The organism is Planctopirus limnophila DSM 3776, from assembly GCF_000092105.1.
In the GTDB taxonomy this organism is placed as follows: domain Bacteria; phylum Planctomycetota; class Planctomycetia; order Planctomycetales; family Planctomycetaceae; genus Planctopirus; species Planctopirus limnophila.
In genome coordinates this window covers 2,804,304-2,826,304 of sequence record NC_014148.1, presented here as the reverse complement: position 1 = coordinate 2,826,304, position 22,001 = coordinate 2,804,304, and the positions used below count along the sequence as shown (strand labels likewise).

Sequence of the window (22,001 nt, the reverse complement as noted above, 5' to 3'; positions counted from 1 at the left end):
ATATGAAATGAGACGTTCGACCACGACTACACAATAAAAATGGCTGATGGGTTCGCCAAGAAAAATCACGAGAAAATTGAAAAATAATCTCGAAAATCAAGCCAGATGCTTGACAACGATCTTGGCTGCTCGTCACGACCAGCATACCGCGATTATCTTACGCAGCTTTTTCACTCTTCCCATTGTTGGTATTCGAGTGGCGAGATGGAAAAGCATCGCGATGGGGAAGGTCATCCAGACTGGCCAGCCCCAATTCCTCCAGAAACTTCTTCGTTGTTTCATAAAGGTAAGGCCGGCCTAGGCTTGCGTCTTCACCTGCCAGACGGACATACCCGTCTTCCATCAGTTGTTTGAGAATATCGACACACTGCACACCACGTATCTGCTCGACATCGGCACGTGTGACTGGTTGCCGATACGCGATGATTGCCAATGTTTCTAATGTGGATGGTGTCAGTTGGGGAGCTTTGCGAGTTGTGTTCAGGCGAGTGAGCCAGGGCTGATAATCAGGGTTTGTCAGAAGCTGGTATCCGCCCGCCAGAGGGTAAATCTGATAGGGACTGTGGGTGAACTGATAACTCTGGTTGAGCCAGCGAATCATTTGCTCGGCTTCTCGAACATCTGTGAGGCTGGCTAAGTTGGTCAGCTTTTTGATAGGAAGCGGGCCATCGGCGACAAAGAGAATCGCTTCCAATCTCGCCAGCCGGGATGTTCGTACAGAACTGGCTGAGCCGGGGCTTTGTTCCAGTCCAAAGATATGAGCAGGCGGGCCGGCGGGTGATTGCGGTTGGATCAACCACTGAAATGACGAAGCCGAGTGGCCTTGCTTCCAGCGATGTTCGTGATTGACCTGCCACGAATTGTTTTGCTGAAAGTTTCCCGAAGTGCGAGCCCAGGGCAGGGGCATGCTCATCGTGAGGAACTCCACTCTTCAATCTGCTGAAGAACCTTCTCGACAGCTTTGAGTGGTTCGTTAGCCTCGGCTTCAAAACGGTACGAAATCCGTGGGTTGTCTGCCGGTGTGTATGAGCAGATGAATACGAACACGGAAGGTTCAGCACCAGGTTCGAGGCGGAAGTTTCGAATCTGTAATGCGTGGAGCCTCTGCACGGCATCTTGCCAGGTTAAAGGGGGAGTATCTGCTGGCTTTTCGCGGGATGACTTCTTTCCGCCCATTTTTCCAGGAGTCTGGGGAGCGACAGCAATTTCTGTGTTGCCAGCAGGAATCACACCTGTTGCAGGGGAGCCATCGATCTCATGTTCTGCAAACTCCCCGTGGACCATGCCATGCAATTCAGAATTGCTTAATGGAGATGCGGATGCGTTGGGCAGTGTTCGTGGTGCAGTTCCGACGGGTGGAGAGGTTGTATCGGCCCAGGCCATCGCGCCAGCATCGGCAGGAGTGGTCCCGGGCGCTTTCTGATCAGGAGGGTTTTGATTATTGCTCCCTTGATTATTACTCCAAAGTGGAGGCTCTGAATTTCCGGCCACTCCCTCGGGATGTTCGGTGAGAGGCGTAGTGCTTGCTGGCAGGGCAGACGATGTCTCAGAAGGTAATGCCCCAGCACCAAAAGCTTTAGCGTCGGAGGCCAGCGGCGTTACATCCGAGAGTTCCGGGAACTCTTCTTCGAGCGACGTCTGATGAGTATCCGTCGAAATTTCCGGAAGGCCAAAAATCGCAAAGAGTGGCACTGCCAGGACTGGTACGAGTAGTAACAGTGTGGTGAATGACCCCTGGGAGCTCGCACGCATGTTTGAAACCTCCCTGTCTGTTCTACCCCGACATCCCGTCAGGTCGATCTGAGAATCTCGCTGCCATCAACTTGAGTTGAAATTTAGCCCAGTCGAGAATTCTCTACAATGACAACTCATCAGAATTGAACTGTGCAACTCTCATGAAAGTCGCCTTGGAATTGGCCCGTGTTCTCTATCCTCGCCAGATTGACGGGTGATCTGAATTCTTACAGGTTTTCAAGTGGGGATTCAGAAGCATCACCATGAGATCGTTCCAATCGTTCTCTGGCCATATCGGCCCATGGCCCGCGGTTGTCGAAGTCGAGATAGCGCAGCCAATGAGGACGGGCTTTCAAATGCTGGCCGATCTGCTCAAAAAGTTCTGCCAGATGCAGATGAGCATCGGGATAATCCGGGTGGAGCAGCAGGGCAGCTTCAAACGCTTCGCTGGCTGCCTTGGTATCACCCATTTGTGCCAGGACACACCCCAGTTGCGTCCAGGCCTCGATATACTCGGCATCGCATTCCACAGCCACATGATACCGTTCTGCGGCTCCCGCATAATTTCCAGAGCGGTATAAGGCATCGGCTAATTGAAAATGAATCGAGGCTTCGTGAGGAGCCAGCAGCAAGGCTCTGCGAAAAGCCTGGATGGCGGCCACTGTTTCGCCGGAGTCGAGCAATGTTGAACCGGCATGAGCCCATTCATTGGCTCCCCAGTTTCTGGAGGGATTCTGCAGGCCATGAATCGCTTTGGTATGGCCAGGAAAGGGGATTGTCAGCGTATTTTCAGAAGCGGAACCATCGTCTGATTCCAGCTTGTTTGCCGAACTTTCGCCGTCGCTGAGAGTGATTTCATGGAAATCAAAGATCCGCTGACCTGTCTGGGGATCCAGCAGGCTGGCAGCGTCCCGAATGTAAAGTTGATGGTCTTGCGAGAGAATTTCGAGTTGAGCCAGAGGTCTTTCAATCGTGGGGAGCAGCGACTTCAGCTTCTCCAGGCTGGCTCCGATTTTCTTGGGAGAAATCCCGGTAGAAATCAGATCTGCCAGTCGGCGAACCCCCGTCACTTCCTGAAAGTCGAAGTAAGGCAATCGGCAAACTCGTCGAACTGGTCGAATGAGTCCCAGGCGTTCCCAATGACGGATGCGCGAAACGGGAAGTTTCATTAACTGACTCAGCATGGCTGGCGTAAAAACCCTGCGATCTGCTGGAGAAGGGCTTTCCAGCTCAATCAACTGCAGCCATTCGGGTTCGCTCAGAATTTTGATCGGGAATCCCCGTTCGAGCAGTTCACGAGCAGCCTCCAGCTTTAACGAAGGTTGACCATCTTCTTCCAGTGGCCAACCTTCATCGCCGACGACCAGCAGGGTTGTCTGCTGGGAAACCTGAGTCGTGAAAGTTCCCCCAAACTGCTCGACATATCCGGCTGCTTCCCGGTGGGTCATCGAAGCCAGCGTTCCCGTAAATGTGACTCGCTCACCTTGAAGTGGAGCCGTGCTTTTCAGTGGACTTGTGGATTCCGCGGAGGTGATCGGAGTTTCCGCAGAGTTCATCAAAATGTTCCTGAGCAAAGAAAATCGCGGAGGTTGATCATCCGGCGGACGGCTGACTGCTGTTTAGCAAAGTTGTGGAGTATCCAGATATTGTGGGGGATCGAACGTTCGATTGCCAATTCACCACAGGTTGGATCAAAGCATTTTTGTCTGACTTTTCGCGCCAGAATTGATTTACCGATGCGACAACCTTTTTCGAAATGTCGTCACCGGGATACGACCTTCAATTGGCCCATTGGTTTCACAGATTCATGGTGCTAAGACACGGAGAGCAATCACGATACTCTGGAATTACGTGCCCATCAGGGAGCACAGGTGCGAAGCTCGCTTGCATTGCCTATAATTTGGAGCAAAGACCAGATTGATCAGTACAGCACGCGCCATTGAGGACGTTCTGTCCAAACTGGCAAATCGATGATCAGAATAAGCAATTGATATCAGGGAGAGTAATTGATGGCCGACCGTATGCCTGTGCTGACCGCTGCAGATCCTGAGATTGCTGGTGCAATTCGACAAGAAGAAGTCCGGCAGCATGACGGTCTGGAACTGATTGCCTCAGAGAATTACACCAGTCAGTCTGTGCTCGAAGCGGTGGGCTCAGTCCTTACGAATAAGTATGCCGAAGGGTATCCGGGTCGGCGTTACTACGGTGGTTGCGAGCATGTCGATACGATCGAGTCCATTGCTCGAACACGGGCCTGCACGCTGTTCGGTGCCCAATATGCGAACGTACAGCCTCATGCCGGTTCGCAAGCCAATATGGCTGTCTTTATGGGCTTTTTGAAGCCGGGAGACACTTTTTTGGCGATGGATCTCGCCCATGGTGGCCATCTCACGCATGGCATGGGATTGAATTTTTCGGGAATTCTGTACAACGCAGTTCATTATGGTGTGCGAGAGTCCGATCACCGGATTGATTTTGATCAGGTGGCTCGTCTGGCAAAGGAGCACAAGCCGAAGCTGATTATTGCCGGAGCCAGTGCTTATCCTCGCGAAATCGATCATGGAAAGTTCGCCGAAATTGCGAAGTCGGTGGGTGCGTTGTTCATGGTCGATATGGCCCATTATTCCGGATTGGTGGCAGCCGGCCTGCACAACAGTCCGGTGCCCCATGCGGACTTTGTGACTTCGACCTCTCATAAAACTTTGCGTGGGCCCCGATCCGGGTTTATCCTCTGCAAAGAAGAGCATGGCAAAACGATCGACAAAACAGTCTTTCCCGGATTGCAGGGCGGGCCTCTGGAGCATGTGGTCGCTGGTAAAGCGGTCTGCTTCCGTGAAGCGGCTCAGCCAGCTTTCAAACAGTATATTGAACAGGTCATCAAAAACGCTCGCACATTGGCTGAGACATTAGTGGCAGGGGGCGTGCGTCTGGCTTCTGGGGGGACGGATAATCATCTGATGCTGTGTGATGTCACATCTGTCGGTTTGACTGGAAAAATCGCCGAACATGCGCTCGATGTCGCCGGTGTGACCGCCAATAAAAACATGATTCCTTACGATACACGCAAGCCGCTGGACCCCAGCGGAATTCGACTCGGCACACCGGCGCTCACGACTCGTGGAATGAAAGAAGCGGAAATGCAGCAGGTCGGTCAGTGGATCCTGCAGATTTTCAAGCATCCGGAAGATGCAACCACCCTGGGCAAGATTCGCCAGGAGATCTGCGAGTTCTGCAAGAATTATCCAGTTCCCGGCATTGCGCTGTAATGATCAAGTCGGCGGTTCTGAACAGACGCGGTCTGCCTGAATCTCCCTGCGGATTTTAAGTGGCTTTCAGGGAACCAGGTTGTTTCCCTGAAAGCACCAATCCCTCAATTTGCTACAACCGGCAAATTTGAACTCCCTCCATCTCGGAAAGTGCTTCCGACGGGCATTCCTTGACCGCACTACCTCTTGAGCGAGCTTTATTTCACCCGTATGTCCTGATGAGCGAGGGCCGGGCAGCATGTGCTGCTGCGCTACATTCAGGACATGAGGGAGTGTTCGGCATGCGGGCAGCAGATCAGCTGATCTTCGACGATGGTGACATTGTCGACGAAGAGGCGGCTCTGGAACCCACACTCGTGGGGCATGCGGCTTTTGGGACCGATCTCAAAACTCTGGATGAACTTTTGTCGGGTGGTGCAGAGTCGGCAGATGCCTCCCGGTTATTGCCTCCACACCATCCTGAAGTTCTTCATGCCACCGGTTCATCGGTTTCGGCATCTGGTGTGACAACTCAGACGAAGTTGTTGTCTGCTCCGGTTCCGAAGAGAAAAGTCGAACGTGTTCGAGATCTGTCTCCAGGCCAGGTCAATGCCGATGTAGGCCGACAGCGTGGTCGTTCCGGGACATTGATCCAGCAGCGATTGATTGCTGCTGCTATTCTGGTGTGTGTGGGATTACTGGCGTATTTCATTCGCTCGCTGGTCGTGCAAAGTTCGCCTTATCCATACTTACGTGCGATTGTCCTGCTGAACTCCATCACCTGTCTTTGTATTCTGTTGAAAAATCGAATGCTTCCCCTGGACAGACTTCGATTTCTCGAACTGTTGCTCTTTATCCCGCCGGCCATTCAGATCGTGTTGACACAACTGCTCCAGATGCGAGAAGCGGGTGTCCTGCAAAACAGCGTGCTTTTAAGCGATCTGCTGCATAATGGAACCCTGGGCCTCATCATTGTGATGATGTCCTATGCGATGTTGATTCCTAATGGCTGGAAGAGGGCTGCGGTACTTCTATCACCTTTAGCACTGGCCCCTTTGGCAACAATTGCTTACCTGCGAATGACTATTCCCTGGACTCAGGAAGTTCTCACTCTCCAGGTATGCCTCGAACTGGCCACGACATTGGCTGTTTCGCTCTTCGCTTCGATCTGGGGAACATTCACGATTTCTGCCTTGAGGCAGGAAGTCAGCCGAGCGCGACAGCTGGGCCAGTATCGACTGGCCCGGAGATTGGGAGCAGGGGGCATGGGTCAGGTTTTTCTGGCCGAACATCGGCTGTTAACTCGCCCATGTGCAGTCAAGCTGATTCATCCTCAATATGGCACTGATCCCATTGCCCTCATGCGGTTTGAACAGGAAGTTCGCAGTATGGCGCAACTTTCCCATTGGAATACGGTTGAGATTTATGATTACGGCCATACTGAAGATGGCACGTTCTACTACGTCATGGAGTATCTCCCGGGGATGAATCTGGGAGAACTGGTGGCGCGTTTCGGGCCGCTTTCTCCGGAACGCACTGTTCATTTTCTGATTCAGACCTGCCGGGCACTGCATGAGGCTCATCAATTGGGCATGATCCACCGCGATTTGAAGCCCGCCAACGTCTATGCTGCCAAGCGGGGCGGTGAGTATGATGTGGCGAAACTGCTGGATTTTGGTCTGGTGCTCGATTCCCGAGGCGTTCGTGTCCGAGGTTATAGCGACAGCAGCAGGCAGACGAGCGTGGCTGGCTCGCCCCTGTTCATGTCGCCGGAACAGGCCACTTATGAGAGTGTTCCTGATGCCCGGAGTGATATTTATGCTCTGGGAGCAACCGCGTATTTTCTGCTTACAGGGCGTCCGCCATTTGAAGGCAAAACTCCCGTGCAGGTGATGATCAAGCATGCGCGAGATCGCGTCGTGCCTCTGCGAGATCTGAGAGCCGATATTCCTGCCGATGTCGAGGCGATTGTTCTCCGCTGTCTGGCAAAGAATCAGGAATTGCGATTTGGCTCGGCTCGTGAGTTGGAACTGGCGCTCTGTCGATGTAGTGTTTCGGGCAAGTGGAATAGCGATCAGGCGGAAAGATGGTGGCAGACCTTCGCCCCCGAGATCGATTTACCCGTCGAAATCTGAAATTCCAGCGTTGTTGGCGGAATTGATATCACGATGAGCTTACGAAACGACGAGTGAGCAACTCAGGGTGAATTCCAGGTCACTTCGAGGCTGCATTCAATTGGATGAGTTCGTTGTGGCTGCCCGAGCGAAAGCCGGCAAGATCGAGGCAGATCTGACGAAATCCAAGTTCGCTCAGGACTCGCACGCATGCTTCACGCATTGGCGAACTGACAAGCTGCGTCAGATCCTCGGGATGCAGTTCGATGCGGGCCAGCTCTCCGGGTTCAATCCTGACTCGGAATTCCTGAAAGCCGAGTGATCGCAGGTATTTTTCGGCCTGTTCGACTCTCAGTAATCGATCGGAAGTGACTTCGACGCCATAAGCGATTCTGCTGGCCAGGCAGGGGCTGGCAGGTCGATCATGGACGGTTAAACCTGCGAGATGAGCCAGGTTTCTGACGATCTGCTTGTTATAACCCAGTTCGACGAGAGGACTGCGGATCTGAAATTCTTCAGCCGCCATCAGTCCTGGGCGATGATCTCCCAGGTCGTCGAGGTTTGTGCCATTGACAATCAGGGGGAATTCGCTGGCTGGGTATTTCGATCGAATCGTGCTGTAGAGTGTGGATTTGCAGAAATAACAGCGAGTTGGTGCATTGGCCCGATACGCAGCTAGCTCAATTTCGTGTGTGTGGATTGTCTGATGCTTAATTCCCATTTCACGGGCGACTGCTGCGGAGAGTTCCCGGTCACTCTCAGAAACACTCGGGCTCAGGGCTGTCACGGCGAGTGCCGAACTTCCCAGTGCCTGAAACGCTCCCCAACTGACTAAAGCACTGTCAACTCCGCCTGAATAAGCCACGATCACAGATGGCCACGGGCGAAACCATTCCACGAGCTGGTCGAGTTGCTTCTCGGTCAAAGATCGAGTCGCTCCAGGACTTTTTGATGGATCATTTTCCTCAAGCTGAGGGCGATTCATGGCATTGATGGATGTTTGTGGAGGTGGTTGCGGGTTCATGAGTCAGTCATTTGTGAAAAATCGGTCTCTGCGGAAACTTCCGGGCGAACTCCGGGCATGAAAGAAAGGTTACCCGAACATCTGGCGTTAGAATGTCGCAGCAATTCGTAACCCACAACCGAAACGGGGTTTGCCCCGATTGCGTCAAACAGGATACACTACCGGGAGTTGACAATCTCGGAAGAGTTCAGGTGTGAGACAAATCGGCGGGTGGTTCTGTGCCAGGTAGCGGCTCCTCGCAATTCGTATGAATTCAAATCGATTACTGGTCGAATCGAAGAACAAAATCCAAAACAACGTCAGGCAATACGCGATGTTAAGAATGTTTGGATATCAGGTCTCTATGCTTCGTCAAATCTGTTTCAGTCTCGTCATGGCAACAGCCCTGATTCAGGCTTCATCGCTGATGGCTGCCATCACGCCTGAGCAGCGGCAACAGCTCAATGATCTCAAGACGGAAATTGGCAAGGTTCCCGCACTCCTCTCAAAAAAGAAACTCGACGAGGCCACGGCAGCCGTCACTTCCGTGGAAGAAAAACTCAATACACTGGTAAAGGACGGGATTCCAGAGACCGAGGCGCTCGTCAAAGCTCTTCGAAAACAAGTCGAGACGCAACGAGGGATTCTCGCGAAACAGCAGGCCTTGGTAGCAGCCAAAATTCCGACCAGTTTCTCGAAAGAAGTGGCTCCGATTCTTGAGGCCAACTGTGTCTCCTGCCACGGAGAAGACAATCCACGGGGTGGTCTGCGGATGGATACCTTCGCCGGGATGGAACGAGGCGGCACGAATGGCGCCCTGGTGGTGGCTGGCAATCCGCTCCGCAGTCCTCTCGTCCTGCGGCTGACGACCACGGACAACCGCTTGAGAATGCCGAAGAATGAAGAGGCACTCAAACCTGCCGAGATACAGGTAATTGCCAAGTGGATTTCGGAAGGTGCCAAGTACGACGCGATGGACAAAACCGCGTCGCTGGGATCGCTGGCCGCCATGGCAGACGGGAAACCGAAGCCAGCGCCGGTTCCTGTTGAAGTCGCCAAGCCGACTGGCAACGAAAAGGTCTCGTTCATCAACGATGTCGCCCCCACTCTCGTCACCACCTGCGGACAGTGCCATTTAGGGAACAATCCGCGAGGTGGCTTCAGTGTCGCGACTTTTGAACGCATGATGCAAGGTGGTGAAAGTGGTCGCGTGATTGTCCCTGGCAGCCTGGAAGGGAGCCGGTTGTGGCGACTGGTCAATGCTGATGAAGCTCCCGTCATGCCGGCAGGGCAGGGCCGCATTACCAGAAAGTGGCATGCGGATTTGCGCACATGGATTACGGAAGGCGCCAAATTCGATGGCCCCGATGCCAAACGACCACTTATGCAACTGGTGCCGACTCCCGAGGAGATTCGAGCTCGGGAACTGGCCAAGATGACTCCCGAACAACTCCTTGAGCGGAGACGCAAGGATACGAACGAAAAGTGGGAGATGGCACTCAGTTCGACTCAACCGAATGTCCATGAGACGGACGAGTTCATCATGATTGGGGATGTTGATGCGGCTCGTCTGAAAGAACTGGCTGAATCGGGAAGTGAGTTTCTCAAGGTTCTCAAAACAACCTTTGGCTTTAAAGAGACACCCGTCTGGAAGGGTAAGCTGGCGGTGTTCGTCTTCAAAGAACGCTTTGGCTACGAAGAATTCAATCAGACGATCAACCGCCGCGAAGTTCCCAAGGAAATCATTGGTCATGCCGATGTCTCACCGACACTCGAAACAGCACTTGTGGCCATTTACGACGTGGGCGACGATCCCACAGAGAAGTCTCCAGGGGCAGTTCTGAATCTGGCCGAGCAATTGGCTGCTGCTGCATTACTCAAGGGGGGCGGAGATCTCCCTGACTGGCTCATCAGAGGTACCGGCTTATCATTGGCTGCGTCCGGTCCGATTGGTAAAGGCAACCCGTATGTGGTGGCCCTCAAGCCAAGGGCAGCCGAAGCGATGCAATACAGCATTCAGCAACCACAGGATGTGTTCCAGGATGGTACGTTTTCGCCAGCGGATGTCGGGCCTGCGGGCTATGCGATTGTTGAATTTCTCATGCGAAATGGTGGCGCATCGAACTTCGGGAGTTTCGTGAAACGAATTCAGGGTGGAGATACTCCAGCCGCCGCATTGCAGGCTGTCTATAGGCAGGATGCCCGGACAATGGGTGCCAGTTTCCTGAGTACCCAGGGTGCAGCTCCAGGAAATCGCAAAGCGAAGAAAAAGTGATTGTGGTGTGATTTCCGCCGCTATACGTGGCGAACCAGAGTTTGTTAGACCCTTCGGCCACGCGAAGCACGGTAGCCGAACTCAATGGCGAACCAGTTGGCATAACGTTCACGGTCGATATAAGAGCGATTGCGATGGTCGTTCAAGTGGCCAATTTCGTGAATTAGAACGTTATTCAGATAGAAATCTTTAATCGTCTGTTCGGTCCATGTGAGTTGCCAGATACCGCCGACCTCTTCCCATTTCCCACCGTACATTTCTGAGTCGATGCGAAATTGTGGCTTGGGCATACGTGCGTATCGCTCGATCAAGCTTTCTTCGAGTGGGTAGAGGTAGACATTTGGGCCCCATTGCATGCCATAAAGCGGGAAGATAGCTCGTTTGCGCGTCATGCGACTCAACTGCACCACTTGCAGATCGGAAACTAAGTGTTCGGGCAACTCGGCGAGCCGATCACGGATTTCCTGTTCCGTCACCACATGACGAAACGAATCTCCGGCTGTCTCGATGACACACCGAAATTGCTGTTGTTCGACGGGATCATGCCAGGTCTCCGGGGCAGAGAATTGTCCGGCTCGATCCATGCGGCCCGGAGATCGACTGCGATGGGCTGCGGTTGGCCTCACGACCGATCTGGCCTTACGACCAATCGGCTGATGTCGCTCGGCACGTTCCCGTGCCTGAGGTGCTTCTTTGCGAGCAGATTGATGATGATTAGAGAATCTCATAGACAGTCAACTTCTGGGCTCGTATCTTGCCCTTAGGTTCTGTCGCTCCTCGCTGAGCGTTCTCGCTGGCCTCCTGCCTGCTCTCGGATCGGCCGGAAACTTTTCCCAGCCACTCCTTTATCCTCAGGGCTGAGAAGACACGTCGCAAGTGTACACTTTAAGTGACCAGCTCACAGGAATTTACGACAAGTCTTTCGGTTCAGCGACCGTATTCAGGATCGCGTTGACATGTTCTCGTTATCGTAACACGTTGCTGGGAAGTGGTTTGCGAGAAAGAATGTGAGGCAGCAGACCTGTTCACCTGTCCGCAGTCAGGGTCAGTGCCGAGGGGCAGAATATTACCGTAGATCATTACAGGGCATAGGGTTACTGCCCAATAGCGCCGGTATGGTTCAGCTCTCGCTCCAAAGCGTTATCTGTCGGCTTGGGGATCGCTGGAGTCGCTGGAACCAGGAAATTGGGATCAGTGGGTTCCATCGATTTAAAGCTGATTTTGCTGCCGACACGGCTGCCACCCGAGTTTGCCAGATCAATCACACCCGGAGCAGGTGAGGGGGGCAGACGGTCAGTCACATTACCCTGAGTTCTCCCCTCAGTCGCCTTCTTCCAACCATCGGCACTGAAATTCGATTGAATACGAATCTCGGCTCCTTTCAGACCAGCAAACAGATTTCGTCTGATCGAAAGTGTCACGCTGTCTGAGCCGGGCTGTTCGGTAAATACAACTCCCTGGTTTCCAGCAGCAATCGTGTTATTACTGACGGCAATTCCCAGCCATGACGCTTCGCCTGCAAACTCGATTGCGTTGTCGCATTCGAAAAAACGATTCTCGCGAATCTGGATTTTCGAAGCAAAACTGGAGGCTTCAATCAGTACACCAGCCGCCATCGGGCCATGGAATCGATTTTTAAGCAAACTCACATCTGCCAGAGTTTCTTTGGCTTCCAGCCGGACACCGACGGCCTTCTCCGACTTCGTTGAAATCAGGCAGTCATTGATGGTGAATTCCTTATCCAGAAGCCCGGAAACATCCTTTCCAATGATTCCAGCATTTGAAAAATCCAGAAGGCTCAGATTGGTCAGGCGTGTACCATAAAGGTAATCCCCGACTTCGATGGCGGTTTCATGCTTTTCAGCATTGATTGTGATGTTTTCGAGTTGAAAACCTTGAACATCGCGAATCTTCACGATGGGATCACCGGTTTGTGTTCCTCCCTGAATCACGACTTTTGCATTTTCAGCCCCAGCCACAGTGATGTTTTCGGGCCATTTACGGCCACTTCCTCGTGAATCGAGCACGATTCGCTCGGGATATATCCCCGCAGCGACCTCAATGCGGAATCGGTCTTTCTCTCCGCCAGGTTTGAAGTTGGCTCGCACCTTGGCAAGAGCGTCAGAGATCTTTTTGAACTCACCTTGAGGCCCCACTGTCGTTTCACGTCGATCAATCCACGTGGGGTCGGGTCGGCTGTAATCCACAGTCTTGGTGGGAGTGCTGTAAGTGCTGAAGATCGTATATCCAGCGCCGAGAACGAAGACGACGCTCAAAGCGATGCCAGCAGGGATTGCCCAGCCGGGAAGTTTTTTCGCGGTTCCTTTGTGACGACTGGATTGTGAGCGTGAACTGCTGTTGCGGTTCGAAGTGGACGTATCTCTGATCGGTTGCTCGACATCCGCAATCATCTGTGAGGGTTCGCTCGCCAGATCGGTATTGGAAATCGGGATTGCTTCCAAAATGACTTTTGTGGGGGAGGGAGTTGTTGCAGCGGGTCGAATCACTTTCGCAGTACGTCGTACAGGAATGGCCTCAGGTATGGAATTGCCAGAACCTTCACGAAGAGGGATCGCTTCGAGAATGGGAGCTTCGCTGGCAGCCACAATCTGTGGAGGGGTTGCAACAGGTTTGGCTTCAGGAGGCTCTAACGCGGCTTTCGAACTGCCCGCAGCTCTCTGGATCCCGGAGGCTGATTTTGGGGGAACTGGAGTTTCGAAACTCTTCGAACCCGCGTGATCTGTGGAAGATTTTGCAGCTGATGCTTCAGCGGCGTTCTGATTCGCTGGCAAAGTCTTCGATGAGGGGAGCTTAACAGACGATGGAGCCTTTGTTGGAGCGGATGCAATCTCGGCCCCAAAAACCGAGCTGGATTTCGAAGAATGCCCCTCTTCAGGCAAGTGGTTCAGTGGCTCAAGAAACTGAAAATCATGGACTGGCTGCCCAGTGCTGCTCGATGATTTCTTTCCTTTGGCAGAATCCGTCGAAGGCTTGGCGACCTCTGGCGTTTTTCGCTGCGGTACTGGTTCAGGGAGGGGTGTGGAAACTCCACCGGATAACGAGGTGAGGAACGCTGAGAGTTCATCCCCGGCTGGAGCCACGCTCATATCCGTCGGGAGAGGTTCCCGAGGAGGGAATTCCAAACCTGCCACAGCCGCGGGATGAGCATCCTCCTGCTGTAAAACATCACTTTCTACAGAGACGCCGCCAGAAGAGACTTCACCCGAACGATACTGCTTCAACCAGTTTTCCAGGGTCTCTGCCACCGCCATTGCAGAAGCAGGCCGGTCGCCTGGGGATTTGGCCATCATCTTGCGGACGATGGCAGCGAGTTCGACAGGAACATCCGGCCGCTTGCTCTCAATGGATGGCGGCTGTTTGGTCTGATGCGCCATCAATCGCTGCGCCAGAGTCCCTTCGGTAAATGGAGGGGAGCCCGTGAGTAGAAAATAAAGTGTGCAGCCCAGGCTGTAGATATCGGCACGAGCGTCGACGGAGTGGCTGTCGAGGGCTTGTTCCGGTGCCAGATAATCGGCTGTCCCGAGAACTTTTTCATCGTGCTGAATGGTGAGGGCATCGTCGCCGGTATCACTGAAAAACCTGGCAAGTCCCAGATCGAGAACCTTCACGACCCCCGTATGATCCACAAGCAGATTTCCGGGCTTGATGTCCCGATGGACAAGACCGGCACCATGGGCGTGGGATAATCCCAGAGCCGCCTGACGAATGTAATCTGCTGCATCTGCAAATGGCACCTGACCAGATTTTAACACCAGTTCCTGAAGGCTCTGCCCGTCGACAAATTCCATGACAAGGAAGTGGATATCTGTATCGCGATCCGCCTGATGATCGACATCGTAAGCGCGGACGATATTGGGGTGATCCAGTGAAGCAACAGCCTGGGCTTCTCGGTGAAATCTTCCCAGGTACGAAGTATCTGAGACTCGTTTTTGTGGGAGCACTTTAATCGCGCAGCGGCGGCGCATCACAATATGTTCAGCGAGATAGACCGAACTCATGCCTCCCCGGCCGAGGAGTGACAGCAGGCGATACTTCCCCAGGAAAAACCCCTTATGTTTTCCCTGGAGCAGCTTTTCACCCTGCCAGGCGGTCACCGCATTCCGGTTGACAAGAAATTGAGCCAGGTCTGTGGAATCGGCCTCGCCGTTCAATCGTTCCGCGTATTCCGCATACAAAATATTAAGTCGGTCGTCCTCAATGAGGCCGCTGCGGCGAACAGTTGCAAGGAATGATTCACTGGACAGTTTGGCGGGCATTGACTGATCCGCTTGTCTTTCACGAGAAAACGTCATGACGTACTGATGACCAACAACGAGCATCATGGCTTGTTGCAGTGTGTTCCTACCGGGCACGCAGGTTAAAATGAGAAAGGGTGACAAAAATATGGATGTGATTTATGCAAAAAACAGGCTAACACTCTGACTCATCCAGTTCTAGGGTCGAACAGATTCTGCTGAAGAATTGCTCGATGGAAGTGGATCATAGGGCCATCGGCATTATTCTTTGTGCATGACTTTTCGACGATCAGGAAGTGTTTCATGGAAGATGCATCTCAGGAGAGACAGAAATCAGTGGCAGCAGACTCCATGAATTCGTGGCGAAGCATGGGCTGGTTTTTGCTGCTGGCTGGAAGTGTTTTGTTGCTTCTCAATGCACTGGAATCCGTGGAATCCTTAGATTGGATGCCTTCGATCTGGTTCATGAATCGCACTCTCTGGTGGATGATTGCCATCCTGATGGCCGGGGGCGGTCTATACACCCTCAGTACTGTTTCGGTCAGCGATGAAGATGACGTGACTCATTCCGAGTGACTCTTTCCAACTCCCTGCTGAGACGGGCTCTCTGCATTTCGAAGATACGACAAAGTCGTTACTATTATCATCTTGCGGAATTTCAGGGTGTGTATTGTGAGCTCACTTGAACACCAGCGGCCTTGTGAAACCTTGCAGCTCGATGGGCAGCATCGCAATACTCATGCTGACTTACGAACTGATAATTGCGGATTAAAGTGATGACAATTGTTTCTCGAATCCTGATTGCAGACGACAATTTGCAGAATTGCGAATTGCTCGATGCCTATCTCGCCAGCGATGAATACGAAATCGCCATGGCCTATGACGGGCAACAGACGCTGGAAAAAGTCCGGGAGTGGCAGCCCGATCTGGTGCTGCTGGATATCATGATGCCTAAACTCAGTGGTTTTGAGGTCTGTGCCAAACTGCGCAGTGAACCCTCAACCAAGTCGCTCCCCGTGCTGATGGTGACAGCTCTGAATGAGATGGGGGACATCGAAAAGGCCATTCAGGCAGGGGCTGACGATTTCCTCACCAAACCCATCAATCGACTCGAACTGACCACCCGGGTCAAGTCTCTGCTGCGCGTGAGGCATCTCACCAATGAGCGCGATCGTCTGCTGGCCTATGTTGAAGAAGTTGATCAGCAGCAGGCTGCCCTGCGTTCACGGTAACTGCGTTCACGGTAACTTTCTGAGATGACCAGTGGCTGCACTTTGACAACGACCTGAGACAACGACCTGATTCGTCAATTGGAAGTTTTCTGTTATTCGTGAGTGGAGAAGGGCGGGGCGTTTGATTCGGGTTGTCACCAGTCGTCAGTTTTCGCGAGGAGCCTCCCGGCATCCCTGGCTGTTTGATTCTGCCATAGACCGCGTGGAAGGTCAGCCACAAGTTGGCGATGAAGTTCTCGTGGTGGGGGCCAATGAAAAATTTTTGGGCTATGGCCTCTACAACAGTTCCAGTCGCATTCGAGTTCGCATCTATTCATGGAATGAAGATCAACCTTTAGCGGAAGATTTCTGGCGGTCGAGAGTCCGAATGGCGTGTGACCTGCGCCGGAAATTCATGCCAACTCCAACGGTTATGAATGGCTCACGGTTGATCTCCAGCGAGGCCGATTTTCTTTCGGGGCTAACTGTCGATCGCTACGGAGACTGGTTGCTGGCCCAACTGGGATCGCACGCTCTTCAATCCCGCATGGAATTGCTGGTTGATGAACTGATGCGGCAGACACAAGCCAGTGGTTGCTGGCTCAGGACAGAGAAGGGGATTCGTCAAGCCGAGGGCATGCCATTAATAGATGGATTGTTTCGAGGCGAAACACCTCCAGCGTTTATCCCTGTTGAAGAGCATGGGCTGGTTTACCATGTGGATCTGGTCGACGGACAAAAAACGGGTTTCTATCTGGATCAGCGGGAGAACAGATTCAGAGCCGCTCAGTTTGCCAGTGGCAACATGCTTGATCTGTGTTGTTATTCGGCGGGCTTTGGCATGAACGCCCTGAGGCATGGGGAAGTCACACATGTCATTGGTGTCGATACTTCGAAGATCGCTGTTGAGAATGCCACTGCGAACGTCACACGAAATGGTCTTGCCGACCGATATGAAGTCCGCCATGGTGATGCTTTTGAAGTTCTGACGGAGTTTCGTAATCAGGGGGTCCGGTTTCAGACCATCGTGCTGGATCCGCCCAAGCTGGTGAAAAGCCGATCAACTATGGATTCGGGTCTCAAAGGCTATCACTCACTGAATCGACTGGCACTGGATGTTCTTGAGCCACAGGGAACGCTCGTGACCTGCAGCTGCAGCGGATTGGTGACTCATGACCTGTTTCAGCAGGTTCTTCGTGAAGCTGCCTGGCAGGCTCGGCGTGAACTGAAAATTTTAGAAGCGCGCGGCCCCTCGCCAGATCATCCGCAATCATTGCAATGTCCGGAATCCAACTACCTGAAGTGTTACATTACGACCGCCTGAGCCTGAATGTTTTGGCGGCAAGCGGCAACCGGAATACAAAGTAGCCATCGCCGGACGATCTCAAACGATCGACTGGTTCTGGCTGCAGATTCGATTCCGAGCCAACGAATAGAATCAATGAATACAGCGGGCTGACTCCAGATGGGCCCGATAGGAAAGATCTTCTTCATGAATTCACCGCGCCGATTACGAAAAGGGGAGGTGGCTCCCCAGTATGTCCCGAAGGTTCGACCAGCCGAACAATTGATGGTCGATGCGCTGGCTGATGTTCAGGGTGAAAGAATCCTGTGTAACAGTTCGGGGCGGGCACAATTTGCTTTTGCACTGGCCATCGCAAAGCCACAAAGTCAGGTGACCTGCTGGTTTCTGGATGTTCATTTGCGTGATCAGGCCGCATTGGCACCAGCGGGTGTGCCTGCCAATTTGCAGCTGGTTTGCGAACCCGACTTTCCAGGAATCGAGTACCAGACGATCTGTCTGGTGTTACCTAAAACTGGTGAAGCAGAACTGACCAGAGATCTGTTACAGCAGGCATGTGTTCGTCTGGTCGAGGGGGGAACTCTCATTGCGACAACTGATATGAGAGATGATCAGTGGTTGCATACGGAGATACAGCGATTCTTCCCTAAAGTGACTCGTCGGCCCACTCGTAAAGGTGTGACATATCTGGCAATCAAGACGGAGTCCCCGAAGAAGCTCAAGAATCATGACTGTGAATTCATGTTTCGAGACGGTGAGCGGCTGATTCGCATGAAAAGTCGCCCAGGTGTGTTTGCCCACAGAAAGCTGGATGTCGGAGCACGCACGCTGATCTCGGTGATCGAACCGATGGAGCAGGGACAGATTGTTGATCTGGGTTGCGGCAGTGGTGGAGTGGCTGTTGCCGCCGCCTTGCGACATCCGGAACTCGACGTGTTGGCTGTGGATTCGAATCCTCGGGCTATTGAATGTACTCAGTGGGCAGCAAAGGAAAACGGAACCAGTCGAGTGCAGACTCGATTGGATGCCACCGGGAAATCCTTGGAATCCAACAGCGTGGATGTCGTCTACGCGAACCCACCCTATTTCTCGAATTACAAGATCGCCGGGATTTTCATTGAGACTGCGTTCCGTATTCTCATTCCGGGTGGTCGAATTTATATCGTCACCAAAGCACCTGCCTGGTATGTCGAATCGCTACCGTTATTGTTTGAAAATGTGACCAGCGATCTGATTCGCGGCTACTCGATTGTCAAAGCCACGAAATCCATGAGTGGCAAGGTACCGGCACCAGCACCTGAGTACGAAGAATACCGCTCTGCCAAGCCTCGTCGCCGCAAACCGAAGCTTTATGAAGAGTAGAGGCTTTGTTGGTCCTTGATTCTGGGCAGACTTTCACAACGATCCATTCGCTCTCGGAATTTTTGCAGGAGTGTTTATTGCAAAGATTCCTTCATCTCCTCGATTCAAATCGACCTGCGAATTGACTTTATAGAACGAGTCAACGTAGCGTTACCAGTTGGAGAACTTCATGTTCTGCCAGTTGGAGAATTGATTTGTGAGCGCCACCGTTTGAAAGGCTGTCTTCATGGCGTTTGATTTAAGAGCACTCAGGCAGAGTGTTTCGCTGTCGATGATGGGGGCAACATTCCTCCTGACTGATCCCGCACCGGGTCTGGCCCAGCCTCCCGCTGCTCCAGCAGCTGAAACAGGCGAGGCTAAACCCATTGCCAGTCCTGGTGATCAGATTGTGATCAAGCGGGAAGGGGTGCAGTTGATTGACCCCCAGAAGTACCGAATCAACTTTTCTCTCGTACCGAAATCACGAGTCGAACTGGTTGCTCCCGCCGATGGCGTGATTCGATCCATCACGCAAAAACCCGGCGCCAAAGTCGCCGGACAGTCCGAGATTCTCCGGCTGGAAAATACACGGGCCAAACTGCAGTTGGATCGTGCCAAAGCACTCTTCAAAGTGGCGACACTTGAGCAGAAATCGGGAGATGGTTCGGAATCGGCCAAGGCCGTCAGCGATGCAAAGCTTGAAGCTGCCAAGGCAGAACTCGATCTCGCACAACTCATCTTCGATCAGACTTCGATTCGAGCACCCTTTGATGGCGAGATCGAGCGATTTCTCGTCGCGACTGGCGAGTTTGTCAGGGCAGGGCAACCGGTCGCGGTTGTGGCAGATTCTTCCCAGATTGTGGTGGAAGTTCCCATCGAACGGGCCGCCGCAGAAGTCGGGAAAGCTGTAAAACTCAAAATTGAAGGAAATGAACTCGAAGGGAAGATCGAATCTGTCCTCCCACTGAATCCCAGGTTTGACAACCTGCGAGATCTGTTCGAGACGGTCACGAGTGCGATTGTGATTTTCGAGAACACCGACGGAAAATTGAAATCCGGGATGACGGTCTATCCCCCGATGATTCCGAGGCAGAATGTGGTCGAAGTACCGGCAGCCGCAATACTCAATTCTGGTGATGGTGGTCGCAAAGTCCAGGTTGTGCGGCTCAACGTCATTCGCGATATCCCTGTCAATTTGCTGGCATCGGTTGGCACCGGTCGTTTGTTTGTCAGTGGAGCTTTCCTGACCGGTGACGAGGTGGTTTATGAATCGTCTCACACTCTCGGTGATGGATTCCAGATTCAACCCAGCCAGTTGACGACCAAACCAGGGGCGACACCAGCCACTCCTGGTCGTACCCCACCCCCAGGTAATTCTGACGTCGGCTTTTGATCGCATTTCTGGGTGTGACTTCGTGTGTAAGCAATGCTTACCCGTTAAGCATTTTTTCAAAGCGACGCGTATCAGTTAGCTCGATTCACGTTCAAGGGTGCTCAGGTTTTCTGACAGGTAATTCGTGGATTGAGTTGTGGTCACTTGAAGGGCTCGCAGAGGAATTCTCTGCGAGCCCTTTTCTTTGAACTTGGTCATCATTTTTCCCGGCAGGCAATAACCTGCTGGAAATCTGCTGATCAGCATAATTATTCTAAAAGGAGGAACTTACCTATCTGGAAGTTTCCCTGGAGTGGCAATTGGCCTTTGTTGGATGGAATGGATTGATGGCATGTACTCGTGCCTGATTCTGTTTCAGAAGGGGAGCCCGTTATCGCCCATTCCTCAGGTTGACCCGTCGCTGTTGTATTTCCCGACCAATCTTCCATTCAGTGAGCAGACCCTTGAGTGACGACGACAGCAATATGATCGATGAGTACCAACTGATCAGTCCCATCGCGACAGGAAGTACGACTCAAGTTTGGGAAGTTCAGGAAGGTGGGCCGGGGGGCCGCACTCTGGCGATGAAGCTCATGCTCGCGAATGTCCCTGATAAAGCAGCTGCCAAAGCCACTTTGCGGATGGAAGCCGCCGTCGGTAAGACGCTCGATCACCCGAATATCATCCGCAACGAGAAACTCGTCATTGGGCGGGATCACTCCTACCTGCTGATGGAATACTTTCGGGCAGTCAATGTGAAGCTGCAAATCAAGGGGGAGCCGGCGGCTCTGCAATCGAGAATTGCCAAATATATCGAAGGCACTTGCCAGGCCATGGCTCACCTGCACCAGAAAGGCTGGATTCATCGAGATTACAAGCCGGAAAACGTGCTGATGAATCGGGCCGGTGAAGTGAAATTGATTGACTTCTCTCTGGCCATGCACCCGCCCGGCGCACTTTCGAAACTCATGGGTGGCGGTGGTGTCAAGGTGATTCAAGGGACGCGAATGTACCTCGCGCCGGAAACGATTCTGAAGCGCGCCCCCTCGTTCCAGACAGATATGTACAGCTATGGCGTGACGCTTTTTGAGATCGTGACTGGTGGAAAAATGCCATTCCAAGGTTCCACACCTCAGGAATTGCTGCAGAAGCATATTGCCATGGAACCACCCATGGCTTCGTCACTGAATCCTAACGTCACCCCCGAGATGGATCGTGTGATTCAGAGGCTGATGGCTAAGAAGCCACAGAATCGATACAAGGATTTTCAGGAGATCAATTCTGAACTCCGACGAATTCGCATCTTCAAGGAAGATGTCGTCCCTAAGGCTCTCGATAATGAAAAGCTGAGTGAAGAAGCCAGGATTATGGAGACGCTGGGGGAAGTGCAGGTCGACAGCCGGGCCGATGTGTTACGCCAGCAGATGATCCGCGATAACCCGGAACTGGGGGCTCGTCACTCGGCCGAACTTGAACGGCGTAAACAAGCAAAGGCAAAAAAGGCGGCCGCCGCACAAGCGCCACAGACCAGGCCAGGGGGAGCACCGCCCACAGCGCAGCGGCCACAGTCACAAGGGGGGCCACCTCCACAGAATTTTCCACCGGGCATGCTGCCGCCTGGTGTGATGCCTCAAAACCCTTATGCACCATCACCTTATGGCCCCCCAGGGAACTTCGCTCCGAACGCTTATCCTCCGGGAATGGCTCCAGCAGCCATGGCCCCTCCCGGTATGGTTCCTACAGGAATGATGCCGCCAGGTTCTGTACCACCTGGCATGCTTCCCCCGGGAGTGATGCCACCGGGAGGCATGCCTCAACCGGGAATTCCTCCCCAAGGGCCCCCCCGCCCGGCACAAGCGGGTTTCCCAGCACAAATGCCGCGACCAGCAGGATCAGCAGCACCCATTCCCAATGCACCACCGGCAGGGCCTCCCATGCCTCCCCAGAATCCGCCAATGGCTGGGCGACCTCCTCAGTCCATGCCGCCCAAGCCGCCCGGGCCAGGGCAGGTGCCTCCCCGGCCAAACGCTCCCCATCCCACAGCTCAAGGTTCGGGTTCCAGCGATGATGATCTCGAAGTCATGACGGAATTGCCGGATGTGATCTAACTGATTAACTTAACGGTAATCCCAAATTGGGAGATTCGC

The 22,001-nt window shown here is 53.1% G+C and carries 15 protein-coding genes; 9 read left to right on the top strand and 6 right to left on the bottom strand.

Annotation, left to right across the window (positions count from 1 at the left end; translation table 11 throughout):
* Positions 1-157: 157 nt before the first annotated feature.
* From scpB to PLIM_RS11260, 3 genes are all read right to left on the bottom strand, one after another.
* A complete protein-coding gene (gene scpB, locus PLIM_RS11270) occupies positions 158-913 on the bottom strand; it encodes an SMC-Scp complex subunit ScpB (protein WP_148227084.1) in 756 nt (251 codons plus the stop codon).
* A complete protein-coding gene (locus PLIM_RS11265) occupies positions 910-1,752 on the bottom strand; it encodes a hypothetical protein (protein WP_013110446.1) in 843 nt (280 codons plus the stop codon). The genes scpB and PLIM_RS11265 overlap by 4 nt, the downstream gene beginning before the upstream one ends.
* A gap of 209 nt (positions 1,753-1,961) precedes the next feature.
* On the bottom strand, positions 1,962-3,290 hold the full coding sequence (locus PLIM_RS11260; RefSeq protein WP_013110445.1) for a tetratricopeptide repeat protein: 1,329 nt from the start codon (positions 3,288-3,290) through the stop codon (positions 1,962-1,964).
* Between the two features lie 453 nt (positions 3,291-3,743).
* Between PLIM_RS11260 and PLIM_RS11255 the strand changes: the two genes are divergently transcribed.
* Entirely contained in the window at positions 3,744-5,000 is a 1,257-nt protein-coding gene (locus PLIM_RS11255) for a serine hydroxymethyltransferase (protein WP_013110444.1), read from the top strand.
* A 281-nt stretch (positions 5,001-5,281) separates the two neighbouring features.
* Entirely contained in the window at positions 5,282-7,114 is a 1,833-nt protein-coding gene (locus PLIM_RS11250) for a serine/threonine-protein kinase (protein ID WP_013110443.1), read from the top strand.
* A gap of 79 nt (positions 7,115-7,193) precedes the next feature.
* Here the strand turns inward: PLIM_RS11250 and larE are convergent, their stop codons facing one another.
* The gene (larE, locus tag PLIM_RS11245) at positions 7,194-8,117 is read right to left on the bottom strand and encodes an ATP-dependent sacrificial sulfur transferase LarE (protein WP_052301565.1); all 924 of its coding nucleotides are present in this window, start codon (positions 8,115-8,117) and stop codon (positions 7,194-7,196) included.
* A gap of 343 nt (positions 8,118-8,460) precedes the next feature.
* Between larE and PLIM_RS11240 the strand changes: the two genes are divergently transcribed.
* Positions 8,461-10,371 carry a c-type cytochrome domain-containing protein gene (locus tag PLIM_RS11240; protein ID WP_196349439.1) on the top strand — a complete coding sequence of 637 codons (1,911 nt, stop codon included), beginning with the start codon at positions 8,461-8,463 and terminating at the stop codon, positions 10,369-10,371.
* A 44-nt stretch (positions 10,372-10,415) separates the two neighbouring features.
* On the opposite strand, the gene PLIM_RS11235 is transcribed toward PLIM_RS11240, so the two are convergent.
* Both PLIM_RS11235 and PLIM_RS22855 read right to left on the bottom strand, forming a co-directional pair.
* Positions 10,416-11,099, bottom strand: a complete 684-nt coding sequence (locus PLIM_RS11235) for a hypothetical protein (protein ID WP_013110440.1) — start codon at positions 11,097-11,099, stop codon at positions 10,416-10,418.
* Positions 11,100-11,465: 366 nt separating this feature from the next.
* Entirely contained in the window at positions 11,466-14,648 is a 3,183-nt protein-coding gene (locus PLIM_RS22855; RefSeq protein WP_013110439.1) for a serine/threonine protein kinase, read from the bottom strand.
* Between the two features lie 282 nt (positions 14,649-14,930).
* Here PLIM_RS22855 and PLIM_RS11225 point away from each other — a divergent pair, with 282 nt between their 5' ends.
* From PLIM_RS11225 to PLIM_RS24410, 6 genes are all read left to right on the top strand, one after another.
* Positions 14,931-15,203, top strand: a complete 273-nt coding sequence (locus tag PLIM_RS11225) for a hypothetical protein (protein WP_013110438.1) — start codon at positions 14,931-14,933, stop codon at positions 15,201-15,203.
* A gap of 200 nt (positions 15,204-15,403) precedes the next feature.
* Positions 15,404-15,859 (top strand): response regulator, encoded by a 456-nt coding sequence (locus PLIM_RS11220; protein WP_013110437.1) that lies wholly within the window; start codon positions 15,404-15,406, stop codon positions 15,857-15,859.
* A gap of 121 nt (positions 15,860-15,980) precedes the next feature.
* Positions 15,981-17,162: a class I SAM-dependent rRNA methyltransferase gene (locus PLIM_RS11215; protein ID WP_013110436.1), complete on the top strand. Its 1,182-nt coding sequence runs from the start codon at positions 15,981-15,983 to the stop codon at positions 17,160-17,162.
* 168 nt (positions 17,163-17,330) lie between these two features.
* Positions 17,331-18,503, top strand: a complete 1,173-nt coding sequence (locus tag PLIM_RS11205; RefSeq protein ID WP_013110435.1) for a class I SAM-dependent methyltransferase — start codon at positions 17,331-17,333, stop codon at positions 18,501-18,503.
* Between the two features lie 226 nt (positions 18,504-18,729).
* Complete coding sequence (locus tag PLIM_RS11200) at positions 18,730-19,875, top strand: efflux RND transporter periplasmic adaptor subunit (protein WP_013110434.1); 1,146 nt, start codon at positions 18,730-18,732, stop codon at positions 19,873-19,875.
* 443 nt (positions 19,876-20,318) lie between these two features.
* Positions 20,319-21,962 (top strand): serine/threonine protein kinase, encoded by a 1,644-nt coding sequence (locus PLIM_RS24410; protein ID WP_155523247.1) that lies wholly within the window; start codon positions 20,319-20,321, stop codon positions 21,960-21,962.
* Positions 21,963-22,001: the final 39 nt, after the last annotated feature.

What these genes read in the sequence shown, in the direction of transcription:
- scpB (WP_148227084.1), bottom strand. Translation starts at nt 913, where the DNA reads ATGAGCATGCCCCTGCCCTGGGCTCGCACTTCGGGAAACTTTCAGCAA.
- PLIM_RS11265 (WP_013110446.1), bottom strand. Translation starts at nt 1,752, where the DNA reads ATGCGTGCGAGCTCCCAGGGGTCATTCACCACACTGTTACTACTCGTA.
- PLIM_RS11260 (WP_013110445.1), bottom strand. Translation starts at nt 3,290, where the DNA reads ATGAACTCTGCGGAAACTCCGATCACCTCCGCGGAATCCACAAGTCCA.
- PLIM_RS11255 (WP_013110444.1), top strand. Translation starts at nt 3,744, where the DNA reads ATGGCCGACCGTATGCCTGTGCTGACCGCTGCAGATCCTGAGATTGCT.
- PLIM_RS11250 (WP_013110443.1), top strand. Translation starts at nt 5,282, where the DNA reads ATGCGGGCAGCAGATCAGCTGATCTTCGACGATGGTGACATTGTCGAC.
- larE (WP_052301565.1), bottom strand. Translation starts at nt 8,117, where the DNA reads ATGAACCCGCAACCACCTCCACAAACATCCATCAATGCCATGAATCGC.
- PLIM_RS11240 (WP_196349439.1), top strand. Translation starts at nt 8,461, where the DNA reads ATGCTTCGTCAAATCTGTTTCAGTCTCGTCATGGCAACAGCCCTGATT.
- PLIM_RS11235 (WP_013110440.1), bottom strand. Translation starts at nt 11,099, where the DNA reads ATGAGATTCTCTAATCATCATCAATCTGCTCGCAAAGAAGCACCTCAG.
- PLIM_RS22855 (WP_013110439.1), bottom strand. Translation starts at nt 14,648, where the DNA reads ATGCCCGCCAAACTGTCCAGTGAATCATTCCTTGCAACTGTTCGCCGC.
- PLIM_RS11225 (WP_013110438.1), top strand. Translation starts at nt 14,931, where the DNA reads ATGGAAGATGCATCTCAGGAGAGACAGAAATCAGTGGCAGCAGACTCC.
- PLIM_RS11220 (WP_013110437.1), top strand. Translation starts at nt 15,404, where the DNA reads ATGACAATTGTTTCTCGAATCCTGATTGCAGACGACAATTTGCAGAAT.
- PLIM_RS11205 (WP_013110435.1), top strand. Translation starts at nt 17,331, where the DNA reads ATGAATTCACCGCGCCGATTACGAAAAGGGGAGGTGGCTCCCCAGTAT.
- PLIM_RS11200 (WP_013110434.1), top strand. Translation starts at nt 18,730, where the DNA reads ATGGCGTTTGATTTAAGAGCACTCAGGCAGAGTGTTTCGCTGTCGATG.